The sequence below is a fragment of the Comamonas kerstersii genome, assembly GCF_008801935.1.
GTDB classification, from domain to species: Bacteria; Pseudomonadota; Gammaproteobacteria; order Burkholderiales; family Burkholderiaceae_C; genus Comamonas; species Comamonas kerstersii.
Map to the genome: position 1 here is coordinate 1 of NZ_VZOT01000006.1, position 14,130 is coordinate 14,130.

A 14,130-nucleotide genomic window follows, 5' to 3' on the forward strand; every position below is an offset into this window, starting at 1 on the left:
ACACAGTCGCTCAATCAGGCGTCAGGCTGGCCCCCACCCTAGCCCTCCCCCAGCGGGGGAGGGAATTCTTTTACCCTCTCCCGTTTACGGGAGAGGGTCAGGGTGAGGGGGTGTTCTCCTTCCCCCTCTGGGGGAAGGTGGGGATGGGGGCCAACACTGCCTGGAACAAACACAGTCGCTCAATCAGGCATCAAGCTGGCCCCCACCCTAACCCTCCCCCAGTGGGGGAGGGAATTCTTTTCCCCTCTCCCGTTTACGGGAGAGGGTTAGGGTGAGGGGGTGTTCTCCTTCCCCCGCTGGGGGAAGGTGGGGATGGGGGCCAACACTGCCTGGAACAAACACAGTCGCTCAATCAGGCGTCAGGCTGGCCCCCACCCTAGCCCTCCCCCAGCGGGGGAGGGAATTCTTTTACCCTCTCCCGTTTACGGGAGAGGGTCAGGGTGAGGGGGTGTTCTCCTTCCCCCGCTGGGGGAAGGAGGGGATGGGGGCCAACACTGCCAGGAACAAACACAGTCGCTCAATCAGGCATCAGGCTGGCCCCCTCCCTAACCCTCCCCCAGTGGGGGAGGGACAAGACGCGGGTGAGGGGTATGTCTGATCAAAACACCTCTGCATCCTTGAACGCGGACTGCTTCTGGTCTTTGTCCGACAGCACAAACTCCATGCCCAGATCCGGCCACTGGATACCCAAGTCTGGGTCATTCCATGCAATTCCACGATCAGACTGAGGCGCGTAGTAGTTCGTGGTCTTGTACAGAAAATCGGCCGTGTCGCTCAGCACCACAAAGCCATGGGCAAAGCCCGGTGGAATCCAGAACTGCTTGTGGTTGTCTTCTGTCAGTGTCTCTGCCACCCACTGACCAAACGTGGGTGAGTCTTTGCGGATATCGACTGCCACATCCCACACCGCACCGCGCACCACGCGCACCAGCTTGCCCTGAGCATGCGGTGGCAGCTGGTAGTGCAGCCCACGCAGCACGCCCTTGCTGGAGCGGCTGTGGTTGTCCTGCACAAACTCCAAGTTGGTGCCCGTGGCTGCATTGAATGCTTGCTGGTTAAAGCTTTCATAAAAAAAGCCACGCGAATCCCCAAACACCTTGGGCTCAATCACCATCACATCAGGAATGGCTGTTGGTGTGGCTTTCATCGCGCACCACCTTTGAGGCATTGCATCAGGTATTTGCCATAGCCGTTCTTGAGCAGCGGCTGCGCCAGCTTTTCCAGCTGCGCGGCATCAATCCAGCCTGCACGGAAGGCAATCTCTTCTGGGCATGCCACTTTCAGGCCTTGGCGCTGCTCCAGCGTCGCGATGAACTGGCCAGCTTCCAGCAGGCTGTCATGCGTGCCCGTATCCAGCCAGGCATAGCCACGACCCATAAGCTGCACATTCAGCTGGCCTTGCTGCAGGTACAGCTTGTTCAGGTCGGTAATTTCCAGCTCACCACGTGGCGAAGGCTTGAGGGACTTGGCCAGTTCCACCACCTGGCTGTCATAGAAATACAGGCCTGTCACAGCGTAGTTGGATTTGGGCTGCGCAGGCTTTTCTTCCAGCGACAGTACCTTGCCCTGGGCATCGAACTCGGCCACGCCGTAGCGCTCAGGGTCTTGCACGTGGTAGGCAAACACTGTGGAGCCTGTCGTTTGTGCATTCGCCCCTGCCAGCAGCTTCTGGAAGTCATGGCCATAGAAGATGTTGTCGCCCAGCACCAGCGCACTGGGCGCACCGTTGAGGAATTGCTCACCAATCAAGAAAGCCTGTGCCAGCCCATCAGGGCTGGGCTGCACGGCGTATTGCAGGTTCAAACCCCACTGGCTGCCATCGCCCAGCAGCTGCTCAAAACGGGGCGTGTCCTGCGGGGTGCTGATGATGAGAATGTCACGAATGCCCGCCAGCATCAGCGTGCTCAGCGGGTAGTAAATCATGGGCTTGTCATACACCGGCAGCAGCTGCTTGCTGATGGCCAGGGTAGCAGGGTGCAGACGTGTGCCAGAGCCGCCTGCGAGGATGATGCCTTTGCGTGCTTGGGTCATGGTTTTTCTTTTTTGATAGCTGCTTGCGCTTGACACACAAGCCTTAACAGCCAATTTGGTTCATAGAATTTCTTGCAGCATGCGCTCTACGCCTTGCTGCCAGTGCGGCAAGCGCAGCCCCATATGGGTTTGCAGCTTGGTCGTATCCAGCCGCGAGTTGTGCGGGCGCTGGGCCGCCGTGGGGAAGGCACTGGTCGGCACTGCTGCAATGCTTTGCACCTTCAGCGGCAATGCAGGCTGCAGCTGGCGTGCTGCTTCCAGCACATACTGCGCATAAGCATGCCAAGTAGTCTCTCCCCCAGCTACGCAGTGGTACAAGCCCAGATGCTCAGGGTGCTGCTGCACATGGCGGATGGCATGGGCTGTCACATCGGCCAGCAGGTCGGCACCCGTGGGCGCGCCAAACTGGTCGTTGATCACGCTTAGCTGCTCGCGCTCCTGCGCCAGGCGCAGCATGGTTTTGGCAAAGTTGCCACCGCGTGCGGCATAGACCCAGCTGGTACGGAAAATCAGATGGCGGCAACCACTGGCTTGAATCAGTTGCTCCCCTTCCAGCTTGGTCTGGCCATAGACCGACAGCGGCGCTGTGGCAGCGTTTTCGTCACGCGGTGCATCACCGCTGCCGTCAAAGACGTAGTCGGTGCTGTAGTGCACCAGCAGCGCATCCAAAGCGGAAGCTTCACGCGCCAACACATCGGGGGATGTGGCATTGAGCAGGCGCGCCAGTTCTGGCTCGCTTTCTGCTTTATCCACTGCAGTGTGCGCAGCCGCGTTCACGATGACATCCGGCCGCACGCTGCGCACCGTCTGCGCCAGCGCGTCTGGCTGGCTCAAGTCACCGCACAGAGGGGCACTGCCGCGATGCAAAGCCACGACATCACCCAGCACAGACAGGCTGCGCTGCAGCTCCCAGCCGACCTGGCCATGACAGCCTAAGAGCAGGATTTTCATACGCTGTATTGCTTTTGCACCCAATCGCGGTAACTGCCGGACTGCACATTCGCCACCCATTCGGGGTGGTCCAGATACCACTGCACGGTTTTGCGAATACCCGTTTCAAAGGTCTCAGCAGGCTTCCAGCCCAGTTCGCGTTCCAGCTTGCGCGCATCAATAGCGTAGCGGCGGTCATGGCCGGGGCGGTCGGTCACAAAGGTGATCTGCTCGGCATAGGACTTGCCATCCGCACGCGGGCGCAGTTCATCGAGCAACGCACACACGGTCTTGACGATGTCGATATTGGCTTTTTCGTTCCAGCCGCCAACGTTATAAGTCTCACCCACCTTGCCAGCTTCCAGTACGCGGCGAATGGCGCTGCAATGGTCGCGCACATACAGCCAGTCACGGATTTGCTGGCCATCGCCATAGATGGGCAAGGGTTTGCCTGCCAAGGCGTTGACGATCATCAGTGGGATGAGTTTTTCCGGGAAATGGAAGGGGCCGTAGTTGTTGCTGCAGTTGGTGGTGAGCACTGGCAGGCCATAGGTGTGGTGCCAGGCACGTACCAGATGGTCTGAAGCAGCCTTGGAAGCCGAGTACGGGCTGTTGGGCTCGTAGTTGTTCTCTTCGGTGAAGGCTGGGTCTGTGAGCGACAGCGTGCCATAGACCTCATCGGTCGACACATGCAGAAAGCGGAAGCTGGTCTTTGCCTCGCCCTCGAGCCCATTCCAGTAGGCACGCACTGCTTCGAGCAAACGGAAGGTACCCACCACATTGGTCTGAATAAAGTCTTCCGGGCCGTGGATGGAGCGGTCCACATGCGACTCGGCCGCAAAGTTCACCACGGCGCGAGGCTGGTGCTGCGCCAGCAGCTGGCCTATGACAGCACTGTCGCCAATGTCTGCCTGCACAAAGATGTGGCGCACATCTCCTTGCAGGGAAGCAAGGTTTTCCAGGTTGCCTGCATAGGTGAGCTTATCCACATTGATCACAGGCTCGTCATGGTGTGCCAGCCAGTCCAGGACAAAATTGGCGCCAATAAAACCCGCACCGCCAGTTACAAGAATCATGGGAAGAAGCTCTCAGTACGTTACAGACAAGGGTGCATTATCGTGCGCACCCCATGAGCCAAGCCGGTGATGCGCTATTTCCAGCGCTGCTGCGCTATCACCAGCAGGCCTTCAAAAATCAGGTTGTCGACCAGCTCAAACGGCCGGGTCATGCTGGGCACCATCTTCCAGCCTGCACCACCGGCCATGATGCAGGCGGGCTCCATGCTGCAATGCAGATACAGGTGCTGGTACATGCGCTCGACCGCGCCGGCAATGGCGTAGGTACCGCCACTGGTCAATGCGTCGCTGGTGTTCTTGGGGAAAGGCGTGACGGAGCCAGTCGGCACATGCAGGCCTGCCGTGCCACTTTCCAGTGCGCGCAGCATGATGCCGTGGCCGGGCAGAATCAGGCCGCCCAGGAAGTTGCCCTGGGTATCCAGCGCATCCACGGTCACGGCCGTGCCCACCATGACCACCACCAGAGGGCGCTCAGGGCCACGCTGCAGAACATGGTGACGCGCACCAATCATCGCCACCCAGCGGTCTGCCCCCAAACGCATGGGGTGGTCGTAGCCATTGGTGACCCCTGCTTCCTGCGCAGATGGCACGACCCAGTGCGGCTCAAAATCCCAGCCCAGCATGAGCTCGATCTGGTCATGCACACGGCGGCGTGCTGTTTCTCCAGCCACCACGCAGCCCAGCATATGGGTGGGCGTGGGCAGCTTGCTCCACGGTCCTTCGGCCAGGCGCTCAATGTGCTCCAGAAACTCCGCACCATGTGCCAGCAAGGCTGCGCCTGGGTGTGGAGCCTCGTACATTGCCCACTTCAGGCGGGTGTTTCCGATGTCAATGGCCAAAAAAGTCATGGGCGGCATTATCAAGATTTTTTCTGTGTACTCCATGCGCTTTGCACGACTTCCCCCTGATGCGCGCCCTATTTTTGGACCAAGGAGTCGCGCTATGCAGCTCGAAAATGCGGCGCAGCTGCTTTGTCAGAAATCGTGGACTGATACCGCCCTGTGCTTGGACCGCCCCTGTCCAGATGCTACATTGCAAGCCTCATCACCTTTTCGGGAGTCCACGTATGAGCCTGTTTAGTTTCATCAAAGAAGCTGGTGAAAAACTGTTTGGCGGCAAGGAAGCGCAAGCGGCAACCGTCGCCAACGACCAGGAAGCGCTCAACGCCAAGGCCGCCAGTGCCATTGAGAACTACATCAACGTCCAAAACCTGGGCGTGAGCAACCTCAAGGTCAGCTATGACGCTACTCTGGGCAAAGTGACCGTGACGGGTGAAGCGCCCACACAGGCCATCAAGGAAAAAGTCACCCTGTGCTGCGGTAATGTCTCGAGCGTCACCTCGGTAGACAACCAGATGACCGTGCTCAACCCCGAGCCAGAAGCCCAGTACCACGACGTGGTGCGTGGCGATACCCTGTCTGCCATTGCCAAGAAGTACTATGGCGATGCCAACAAGTACCCCGTGATCTTTGAGGCCAACAAGCCCATGCTGACCCACCCCGACAAGATCTACCCCGGTCAGAAGCTGCGCATTCCTGCGCTGTAAAGCCAGCCCGCACCAAGCGGCAAGTACGAAGCGCTCTGCAGGAGCGCTTTGTCTTTTGAGAGACCTGCACTATGAAAACCTTGCTCACCGGCGGTGCCGGCTATATCGGTACACACACAGCCATCGAACTGATCCAGAGCGGTCACGATGTGGTGATTTTTGACAACTTCAGCAACAGCCATCCTGAGGCTGTGCGCCGTGTGCAGCAGATCACCGGCCGCAGCATTGCCTTGATCGAAGGCGATGTGCGCGACCAGACTGCGCTGGAGCGCGCCCTGAAAGAGCACCAGATTGACAGCGTGGTGCACTTTGCAGGCAAAAAAGCCGTGGGGGAATCGGTTGCCCAGCCGGTGGACTACTTTGACAACAACGTCAATGGCACCCTGGTGCTGCTGCGTGCCATGCAGGCCTGCGGTGTGTTCAAGCTGGTGTTCAGCTCCTCCGCCACCGTCTATGGTGCCCCTGAATATCTGCCACTGGATGAGCAGCACCGCACCAGCGTGACCAACCCCTACGGCCGCAGCAAGCTGTTTGTGGAAGAAATTCTGGCTGACCTGTACCACTCCAACCCGCAGTGGTCGCTGGCCGTGCTGCGCTACTTCAACCCCATCGGCGCCCACCCCAGCGGGCTGATTGGCGAAGACCCTGCCGACATTCCCAACAACCTGCTGCCCTATGTGGCTCAGGTGGCGGTGGGCCGCCGTGAACGCATTCAGGTGTTTGGCGGCGACTACCCCACACCCGATGGCACCGGCGTGCGCGACTACATCCACGTCGTAGACCTGGCACGCGGCCATGTGAAAGCGCTGGAAAAGCTGCAGTCGCTGGCGCAGCCTGAGCTGTTGACTATCAACCTGGGCACGGGCCAAGGCTATAGCGTGCTGGAAGTCATCCACGCCTTTGAGCAGGCCTGCGGCAAAGCCCTGCCCTACACCATCACCGACCGCCGCCCTGGCGATATTGCCAGCTGCTACGCCAACCCCCAGCATGCCCTGGAAACACTGGGCTGGAAGGCCGAACACGACCTGGCCACCATGTGCGCCGACACCTGGCGCTGGCAAAGCCGGAATCCGAACGGCTATCGCAGCTAAGCTGTGGTTTGCTTCCCTCCCTTCTTTGGGAGGAAGCAAATCCCCCTCACCCTAACCCTCTCCCGTAAACGGGAGAGGGAAAAGAATGCCTCCCCCGCTGGGGGAGCGTGAGGGTGGGGGCCAGCCTGGCGCATGCCGCGCCGCCTGCTTTTATTTGAGGCAGCACCCCCTTCCAAGGAGAAAGACTCCCTCTCCCACTTGTGGGAGAGGGCTGGGGTGAGGGAAGTGCGTCAAATACACCGCTTACTGAAACCAGGGCAGGCCCTGCTTGCGCCAGCCGCCCAGCTTGCCGCGCTGGCGGTTGGCATCGGCATCGCCCTCAAAGCCTTCGAGGATGTTGTAAGCCTCAATACCCAACTGCGCCGCTCGCGTGGCAGCGGCGACAGAGCGCACACCACTGCGGCACAGCAGCACGACCTTGCCACCCGCAGGCACAGCAGCGCGCAACTGCGCATCAAAACTGGGGTTGTCTGTCATGCCGGGCCACTGCTTCCACTCCACGGGAATGGCTCCCGGCACCTGACCCACCCAGGCACGCTCCGCATCGGTGCGCACATCGACGAGCACCGCCTCACCCGACTGCACCCATTGCCATGCCAGAGGTGCAGGAATATCGCCCGCATAGGCGCTCTGAGGAATAACTTCCAAGTGATGTGAAGAAGTGGTCATGCTTGCAAACTCCAGTCAATGAAGTGCAAGTGTGGCATGAATAAGCTATTAAAAACAGTAGCTTGTAGCGCTTGTATGCGTTAGTTTTCACATATGTTTATATGCAAAAACAAGGTGGATCAAGCGCAAGCTGCTCTTTTTTATATAGCCCAGTCAGGGCATGGCTGCTTGAGTGCCTGGCGCAACTGCAGATAGTCTGGACACACACTTTCCACCACGGCCCAGAAACGCGGGCTGTGGTCCATATGGCGCAAATGTGCCAGCTCGTGGATGACCACATAGTCCAGCACAGGCAGGCGATAGTGCAGCAGCCGCCAGTTGAGCATGATGGAGCCATCTGCCTTGGCACTGCCCCAGCGCGTTCTGGCATTGGACAGGCGCAGACTGCGCCATTGCACCCCCATGGCGGGTGCGTAATGCTGCAGACGCTCAGTCAACAGCTGGCGTGCATGGCGCAGCCACCAGGCAGCCACCACGGCACGCACCTGCTCGGCACTGGCCTCGGCATCAGCGCGCAGATGCAATACCCAGCGCTGCGGCCCAATGTTCAGCAGCTCCCCCGTGCGCGGGGCCTGCGGGTGCAAACGCAGCTGCAACTCGCCACCCAGAAAAGGCATGCTGCTGCCGTCCTGCCAGTGCACACGTGGCGTGCTGTCGACACGCACCGCTCGATCGCTGAGTTTTTGCAGAATCCAGCGCGTTTTTTCTCGCAGTACGGACTCAATCACCGTATGCGATGCGCGCAGCGGGGCGCGCACCGTCAACCCCTGCGCACTCACTTCCATGCCGATGCTGCGCCGGCTGCTGCGCACCAGCAAATAAGCCACGCTGACACGGTTCAGTTCCACCGTGTGCGTGGCTTGGGGATGCCGCAAAAGCGCCGGGCTCACGCTGCAGTGCTATGGCCGGTGCTGGAATAGGCTTCAGGATCCAGGCGGCGCATTTCCGCCTCAATCCAGTTCTGCACTTCGGCCATCAGCTCTTCGTGCTTGCGGCCGGTGCTGTCAATCATGGGGCCGATGGAGACATCCACCACGCCGGGCTTTTTCACAAAAGACTTGCGGGGCCAGCACTTGGCAGATGTCACGGCAATGGGCACCACAGGCACGCCGGTCATGATGGCCAGGCGGGTGGCACCCGTCTTGTATTCACCGACCTCACCACGCGCCACGCGTGTGCCTTCAGGGAACATGATGACCCAGATGCCTTGCGCCAGCAGGCGCTTGCCCTGCTCCACCACTTTGTGGAAGGCGCGCGAGCCGTGCTTGCGGTCAATGTGGATCATGTCCAGGCTGCCAATAGACCAGCCAAAGAAAGGAATGCTCAGCAGCTCCTTCTTGAACACATAGGCCAGTGCGCGGGGCATGATGGCTGGCATCAAGAAGGTTTCGTAGGTGGACTGGTGCTTGCACAGCAGCACCACGCCCTGCTGTGCATCGGTGGGCAGGTTCTCCATGCCCTGCACGCGGTACTTCACGCCGCAGAACCAGCCTGCGCTGTCAACGCTGAGCTTGAGCCAGGCACGCGCAATCGTCCAGCGCGCCGCCGACGAGCCGCCGAACAGGCGTACCAGCAAGATCAGCAGGGTGTAGGGAATGACAGTGATGCTCATCCACAGCAGGTGGATCAAAGAGCGAATAAACGACATGAAACAGTCCTAAAAAAGGGGCAGCGCCTGCGCCAGGCCTCAGTCTGCGGCGGGCGATGCAGCTTGCTGTGCATCGGGCGCCAGCGCATCGGCCAGCGCCTGCCAGCAGTCATACTGCGGAACATTCTGCCCAAGGCCTGGGGCCTCCGCAGTCGGAGTGACCCGCAATGCCACGACATGGGCACCCATGGCCTGGCCCGCTTGCAGATGCCTGGGGTCCTGACCAATCACCCAGACCTCGTGGGGCTCTGCCCCATAGCGATGGGCAATCTGCTGCAGCATGCCAGGCGCAGGCAGGCGGCAGGAACAGGCGTCGTCAGGGGTGTGGGGACAAAAGAAAACAGCCTCAATGCGTGCGCCCACGGCAGCCATTTCTCGCTGCATGCGCAGATGAATGGCGTTGAGCTCATTCACATCAAAACTGCCGCGCCCAATGCCGGGTTGATTGGTTGCCAAGGTAACCTGCCAGCCAGCACGATTGAGTTGCGCCACCGCATCGAGCACGCCTGGCTGCGGCATCCAGTCCTTGAGCGCCACTATGGAGTTTTCACCCTCGGCATTGAGAGTGCCTATGCGGTCAAGGATGGCGAGCTTCATAAGTTAGGCGCAGAAAATGCAGCAAATGTGCACATGATAAGAGCGGCGTTAGCTGGCGATCAATGCCACCGTTAACAGCCGCTCTCAAATTGCAGGGACTTCAGGCCCCAGTCCAGCGACGCAGTGCCAGACTTGCGTTGGTGCCGCCAAAGCCAAAGCTGTTGGACAGCACGGTGGTCAGCTGCGCATCACGGGTCTGTGCGACCAGAGGCATATCGCCCAGTGCTGGATCAGGTGTTTCCACATTGGCCGAGCCTGCGATAAAGCCCTTGTTGAGCATGATCAGGCAGTAAATGGCTTCCTGCACGCCGGTCGCGCCCAGCGAGTGGCCGGTCAGCGACTTGGTGGACGAGAAAGGAGGCACCTTGTCGCCAAACAGCTTTTGCATGGCGCGCACTTCCTGCATGTCACCCACAGGGGTCGATGTGCCGTGCGTGTTGATGTAGTCGATGGGGCCATCCACGGTTTCCATGGCTTGCTGCATGCAGGCCACCGCACCGTCACCCGATGGAGCCACCATGTCTTCACCGTCCGACGTTGCGCCAAAGCCGACCACTTCCGCCAGGATGTTGGCACCACGGGCCAAGGCATGCTCCAGGCTTTCCAGCACCACAGCACCGCCACCGCCAGCGATCACAAAGCCGTCACGGTTGGCATCGTAGGCACGCGAAGCTTTCTCAGGGGTCTCGTTGTACTTGCTGGACATGGCACCCATGCCGTCGAACAGCAGCGACATGCCCCAGGACAGCTCTTCACCGCCGCCCGCAAACATCACATCCTGCATGCCCCAGGCAATCTGCTGGGCCGCAGCGCCGATGCAGTGCGCCGAGGTCGAGCAGGCCGAGGTGATGGAGTAGTTGATGCCCTTGACCTTGAAGTTGGTCGCCAGGCAGGCCGACACCGTCGAGCTCATGCAGCGTGTGACCTGATAGGGGCCTACACGGCGAATGCCTTTTTCACGCAGGGTGTCAGCGGCTTCGATCTGGTTGGCAGGAGAGCCTCCGCCCGAGCCCATGATCAGGCCGGTGCGAGGATGGCTCACCATCTCAGGCGTCAGACCAGCCTGGGCAATGGCGTCTTCCAGAGCGATCTGTGCATACGCTGCAGCATCGCCCATGAAGCGCAGTTGCTTGCGGTCAATGCGCGCTTCCACGTCGATCTCGGGGATGCCGGCAACCTGGCTGCGCATGCCCAGTTCGGTGAACTGGGGCATGGCCTTGATGCCGGAGCGTCCTTCGCGCAGCGAAGTCTCTACCGTCGCCAAATCATTACCAATGCACGAGACAATGCCCGCACCCGTGATCACTACGCGTTTTTTCATGCCGCAGTCCCTTGACCGTCACCTTCACGCAGGAACAGACCTACGCGCAGGTCGTTCGCTACATAAATTTCCTTGCCATCTGCAAACAAGCGAGCATCGCCAATGGCCATGTTCAGCTTGCGCTTGATGACGCGCTTGATATCGATTTCATAGCGCACCAGCTTCACGTCAGGACCGACTTCGCCGGTGAACTTCACTTCGCCAGCGCCCAGCGCGCGACCACGGCCAGGCAGCTGCAACCAAGTCAGATAAAAGCCGATCAATTGCCACATGGCATCCAGCCCCAGGCAGCCGGGCATGACGGGGTCGCCCTGGAAGTGGCACTTGAAGAACCACAGGTCAGGGTTGACATCCAGCTCAGCCACGATCTTGCCCAGACCATGCGCGCCACCATCAGCGTCGATGTGGGTGATGCGGTCAAACATCAGCATGGGAGGCAGGGGCAGACGCCCGCTGTCGGGCTTGAACAACTTACCCTCACCAGAAGCGATCAGTTGTTCGTAGGAAAAAGATTCAGCCATTTTTCTAACTTGCTTTACAGTGGGTGAGCCCACTGCTTTGGTTTCTCGTGTGTGTAATCGCGACAGTGTAAATGTGCTGCGCACAGCCGCACATTATGGAATGTCCACAGGGTATCTGGAGAAGAAAGATCTGGCGATCTTCCCACAAGGTCGCAATCACACTCCAATGCTCAATTTTTCTTGTGTTGCCAAACACACAAAGCGATGACTGCAACACAGCACAGCCACAGCGGCCACAGGCCCCATCGCGACACCCAGCGAGCAAAAGGTGTCACCCCATCACGACCCTGCACCTGCGCCAGCAGCACGCCCTGGGTCACAGCAGGTAAAGCAGCAGTCACAACGCCCCGGTGATCAATCACTGCGGTCGCCCCGGTGTTGGTAGCCCGCAGCATGGGGCGCTCAAACTCCAGCGCACGCATGCGGCTGATCTGCAGATGCTGGTCGATGGCCACACTGTCGCCAAACCACGCAATATTGCTGACATTGACAAAGACCGTGGGAGCATGGGCCTCATCGCCAAAACGCACGCCCAGTTCTTCGCCGAACAAGTCTTCGTAACAGATATTGGGAGCCCAGCGCTCGCCATGCCAGTCCATGGAAGCCTGCCCCAGACTGCCTCGCCGGAAGTCGCCCAACGGAATTTCCATCATGCGCACAAACCAGTGAAACAGGGGAGGAATGAACTCCCCAAAAGGTACAAGGTGCTGCTTGTCGTAGCGATATTCTGTCATTTCCCCGGGCACCCAGCCGATGACGGAATTACTATAGCCCTGCACGCTGTCACCCAAAGGAATGCCAATCAGCGCAGCCGAGCGACTTTCTGGCGCGCGATAGGTCTGCTCCAGCGCCTCCAGATAGCCATAAGGCAGCTGCTGTGGCAGCATGGGCAAGGCCGTTTCAGGCGCGACAACCAAAGAGGCTGGCGCCTGCAACAGCTGCTCGCCATACCACTGCAAAGCCTGCACCACGCCAGAGCCCGGCATGAACTTTTCATCCTGTGGAATATTACCTTGCAATAAGGCCACATCCACCGCTGCACGCCCCGGCTGCTGCTGCGCCTGCTGCTGGCTGAACCATGCACCACCAAGCAATAGGCCAAAGACACCAGCTGCCACCAGCGCCAGCCTGGGGCGCTGTACCAGCACGCGCAACTGCACCAGCGCCATGGCCAGCACAGCTGCCACCGCACCGGTGCCATACACGCCCACCCAGCGGGGCAGCGCAGACAGCGGCCCATCCACATGGGCGTAGCCAATCGCCCCCCAGGGAAAACCTGTCCACAGCGTGCCGCGCGCCAGCTCGCCCAGCGTCCAGCAGGCGGCGAACAGGCCCACAGCCTGCCAGCCAGGCCGCGCCCAGCGGCGCCACAGCGCCATCAGCAGCGCGTAGTAGCTGCCCAGAAAAGCCGCCAGTGCGAGCACGGCCAGCACGGCCAGCACCGCGGGCAGGCCGCCATAGGTATGCATGGAAATAAACAGCCACCAGAAGGTGGCCGACAGCCAGGCTGTGGCAAAGAGGCCGCCCCACCATGCTGCCTGCCTGCTGCTGCGCGACTGCTGCAAGGCAGCGCACAGTACGGACAGTGCCAGCACCTGCAGCCACCACTGCGGCTGCCCGGTCTGGGGTACGGCCAGCGCCACGGCCTGCAGCGTTCCAGCCAGCACCAGGGCCAGTGGCCACAGCCAGCGTGCCTTGTGCGGCGTCATGCCCTTGCGGTCAAGGGCAGCTGTCATGCAGCCTCGCTGTGTCCATTGCGTTCCAGGCGTGTGACCTGGAACCAGCGCACAGCGCCACCCTTGGCATGCAGCACCACAAAGCGCAGGTTTTCCGCCTCGAAGACTTCGCCGCGCTTGGGCAGACGCCCCATGGCGTGGCTGATCCAGCCGCCAATGGTGTCAAAGTCGTCGGCATCGTCGTGCGCAAATTGCACCCCGAAGGCTTCTTCCACTTGCTCCAGCGAGGTCTGCCCGGCCACGCGGTAGGTATCGTCTGCCAGCGCAAAGATGTCGCTGTTTTCTTCCGGGATGTCGAACTCGTCTTCAATCTCGCCAACGATTTCTTCCAGCACGTCTTCCATGGTGACCAGCCCGGCCACTTCGCCGAACTCATCAATCAGGATGCTCATGTGGTGGCGATTGCTGCGAAATTCGCGCAGCAGGTCGTACAGTCCCTTGGTTTCCGGCACAAATGATGCCGGGCGCAGCAGGGCGCGCACATGCAGGGTGGGAGAGCGCTGCAGCTTGAGCAAGTCCTTGGCCATCAGAATGCCAATGATGTTGCCTCTGTCGCCTTCATAGACGGGAAAGCGCGAGTGCGCGTCGCGAATGACCTGTACCAGCAGCTCGTCGTACGGCGCATTGATATCCAGCACATCCATCTTGGGTGCGGGCACCATGATGTCGGCGGCCGTGCGGTCTGCCATGCGCAGCACACCTTCGAGCATGACGCGGGCGTCGGTGCCGATGACCTGGTTGTCTTCAGCCTCGGCCAGGGTTTCGATCAGTTCATCCTTGGAATCCAGCCCTGGATGGATGAACTCGATGATTTTTTGGAGAAAAGTACGCTTATCTTCGCGCTCAGCGTGGCGCGCAGGATGCGGGTCTGACACAGTCTTTCAGTGCAGGACATGCCGTTATGAACAGGGCCTCAAGGATAGCGGATTCTGCCCTGAGGGCAATGGCAGGCCCCACATCACCC

Annotated in this window: 15 protein-coding genes; 2 read left to right on the top strand and 13 right to left on the bottom strand. The window is 60.1% G+C overall.

What is annotated here, in order from left to right; all coding sequences use genetic code 11:
- Positions 1 to 598: 598 nt before the first annotated feature.
- The 5 genes from rfbC to F7P80_RS10285 form a co-directional block, all read right to left on the bottom strand.
- Positions 599 to 1,147 (bottom strand): dTDP-4-dehydrorhamnose 3,5-epimerase, encoded by a 549-nt coding sequence (rfbC, locus tag F7P80_RS10265; protein WP_151044559.1) that lies wholly within the window; start codon positions 1,145 to 1,147, stop codon positions 599 to 601.
- The gene (gene rfbA, locus F7P80_RS10270) at positions 1,144 to 2,031 is read right to left on the bottom strand and encodes a glucose-1-phosphate thymidylyltransferase RfbA (protein WP_054067763.1); all 888 of its coding nucleotides are present in this window, start codon (positions 2,029 to 2,031) and stop codon (positions 1,144 to 1,146) included. The genes rfbC and rfbA overlap by 4 nt, the downstream gene beginning before the upstream one ends.
- A 60-nt stretch (positions 2,032 to 2,091) precedes the next feature.
- Positions 2,092 to 2,982: a dTDP-4-dehydrorhamnose reductase gene (rfbD, locus tag F7P80_RS10275; protein WP_151044561.1), complete on the bottom strand. Its 891-nt coding sequence runs from the start codon at positions 2,980 to 2,982 to the stop codon at positions 2,092 to 2,094.
- A complete protein-coding gene (rfbB, locus tag F7P80_RS10280) occupies positions 2,979 to 4,037 on the bottom strand; it encodes a dTDP-glucose 4,6-dehydratase (protein WP_151044563.1) in 1,059 nt (352 codons plus the stop codon). The genes rfbD and rfbB overlap by 4 nt, the downstream gene beginning before the upstream one ends.
- 74 nt (positions 4,038 to 4,111) lie before the next feature.
- A complete protein-coding gene (locus tag F7P80_RS10285; RefSeq protein ID WP_058879462.1) occupies positions 4,112 to 4,885 on the bottom strand; it encodes a type III pantothenate kinase in 774 nt (257 codons plus the stop codon).
- Between the two features lie 218 nt (positions 4,886 to 5,103).
- Between F7P80_RS10285 and lysM the strand changes: the two genes are divergently transcribed.
- Both lysM and galE read left to right on the top strand, forming a co-directional pair.
- Entirely contained in the window at positions 5,104 to 5,583 is a 480-nt protein-coding gene (lysM, locus tag F7P80_RS10290; RefSeq protein WP_151044565.1) for a peptidoglycan-binding protein LysM, read from the top strand.
- 71 nt (positions 5,584 to 5,654) lie between these two features.
- The gene (gene galE / locus F7P80_RS10295; protein WP_151044567.1) at positions 5,655 to 6,674 is read left to right on the top strand and encodes a UDP-glucose 4-epimerase GalE; all 1,020 of its coding nucleotides are present in this window, start codon (positions 5,655 to 5,657) and stop codon (positions 6,672 to 6,674) included.
- Positions 6,675 to 6,917: 243 nt separating this feature from the next.
- On the opposite strand, the gene F7P80_RS10300 is transcribed toward galE, so the two are convergent.
- From F7P80_RS10300 to F7P80_RS10335, 8 genes are all read right to left on the bottom strand, one after another.
- A complete protein-coding gene (locus tag F7P80_RS10300; protein ID WP_058879445.1) occupies positions 6,918 to 7,343 on the bottom strand; it encodes a rhodanese-like domain-containing protein in 426 nt (141 codons plus the stop codon).
- 140 nt (positions 7,344 to 7,483) lie between these two features.
- Positions 7,484 to 8,191, bottom strand: a complete 708-nt coding sequence (locus F7P80_RS10305; protein WP_151044569.1) for a M48 family metallopeptidase — start codon at positions 8,189 to 8,191, stop codon at positions 7,484 to 7,486.
- Positions 8,192 to 8,229: 38 nt separating this feature from the next.
- Positions 8,230 to 8,991 (bottom strand): lysophospholipid acyltransferase family protein, encoded by a 762-nt coding sequence (locus F7P80_RS10310; protein WP_151044572.1) that lies wholly within the window; start codon positions 8,989 to 8,991, stop codon positions 8,230 to 8,232.
- Between the two features lie 39 nt (positions 8,992 to 9,030).
- On the bottom strand, positions 9,031 to 9,588 hold the full coding sequence (locus F7P80_RS10315) for a D-glycero-alpha-D-manno-heptose-1,7-bisphosphate 7-phosphatase (RefSeq protein WP_151044574.1): 558 nt from the start codon (positions 9,586 to 9,588) through the stop codon (positions 9,031 to 9,033).
- 100 nt (positions 9,589 to 9,688) lie between these two features.
- Entirely contained in the window at positions 9,689 to 10,909 is a 1,221-nt protein-coding gene (gene fabB, locus F7P80_RS10320) for a beta-ketoacyl-ACP synthase I (protein ID WP_151044576.1), read from the bottom strand.
- Positions 10,906 to 11,430, bottom strand: a complete 525-nt coding sequence (fabA, locus tag F7P80_RS10325; RefSeq protein WP_054067773.1) for a bifunctional 3-hydroxydecanoyl-ACP dehydratase/trans-2-decenoyl-ACP isomerase — start codon at positions 11,428 to 11,430, stop codon at positions 10,906 to 10,908. The genes fabB and fabA overlap by 4 nt, the downstream gene beginning before the upstream one ends.
- Positions 11,431 to 11,600: 170 nt before the next feature.
- Positions 11,601 to 13,139, bottom strand: coding sequence for an apolipoprotein N-acyltransferase (gene lnt / locus F7P80_RS10330; protein ID WP_242603910.1), 1,539 nt, complete (start codon positions 13,137 to 13,139; stop codon positions 11,601 to 11,603).
- A gap of 23 nt (positions 13,140 to 13,162) precedes the next feature.
- Positions 13,163 to 14,041 carry a CorC family transporter gene (locus F7P80_RS10335; protein ID WP_151044578.1) on the bottom strand — a complete coding sequence of 293 codons (879 nt, stop codon included), beginning with the start codon at positions 14,039 to 14,041 and terminating at the stop codon, positions 13,163 to 13,165.
- Positions 14,042 to 14,130 lie beyond the last annotated feature (89 nt).

Excerpts from the sequence above, each read along its gene's own strand:
- rfbC (WP_151044559.1), bottom strand. The coding sequence starts at position 1,147 with ATGAAAGCCACACCAACAGCCATTCCTGATGTGATGGTGATTGAGCCC.
- fabB (WP_151044576.1), bottom strand. The coding sequence starts at position 10,909 with ATGAAAAAACGCGTAGTGATCACGGGTGCGGGCATTGTCTCGTGCATT.
- rfbD (WP_151044561.1), bottom strand. The coding sequence starts at position 2,982 with ATGAAAATCCTGCTCTTAGGCTGTCATGGCCAGGTCGGCTGGGAGCTG.
- rfbB (WP_151044563.1), bottom strand. The coding sequence starts at position 4,037 with ATGATTCTTGTAACTGGCGGTGCGGGTTTTATTGGCGCCAATTTTGTC.
- F7P80_RS10310 (WP_151044572.1), bottom strand. The coding sequence starts at position 8,991 with ATGTCGTTTATTCGCTCTTTGATCCACCTGCTGTGGATGAGCATCACT.
- rfbA (WP_054067763.1), bottom strand. The coding sequence starts at position 2,031 with ATGACCCAAGCACGCAAAGGCATCATCCTCGCAGGCGGCTCTGGCACA.
- lysM (WP_151044565.1), top strand. The coding sequence starts at position 5,104 with ATGAGCCTGTTTAGTTTCATCAAAGAAGCTGGTGAAAAACTGTTTGGC.
- F7P80_RS10315 (WP_151044574.1), bottom strand. The coding sequence starts at position 9,588 with ATGAAGCTCGCCATCCTTGACCGCATAGGCACTCTCAATGCCGAGGGT.
- lnt (WP_242603910.1), bottom strand. The coding sequence starts at position 13,139 with ATGACGCCGCACAAGGCACGCTGGCTGTGGCCACTGGCCCTGGTGCTG.
- galE (WP_151044567.1), top strand. The coding sequence starts at position 5,655 with ATGAAAACCTTGCTCACCGGCGGTGCCGGCTATATCGGTACACACACA.
- F7P80_RS10285 (WP_058879462.1), bottom strand. The coding sequence starts at position 4,885 with ATGACTTTTTTGGCCATTGACATCGGAAACACCCGCCTGAAGTGGGCA.
- F7P80_RS10300 (WP_058879445.1), bottom strand. The coding sequence starts at position 7,343 with ATGACCACTTCTTCACATCACTTGGAAGTTATTCCTCAGAGCGCCTAT.
- fabA (WP_054067773.1), bottom strand. The coding sequence starts at position 11,430 with ATGGCTGAATCTTTTTCCTACGAACAACTGATCGCTTCTGGTGAGGGT.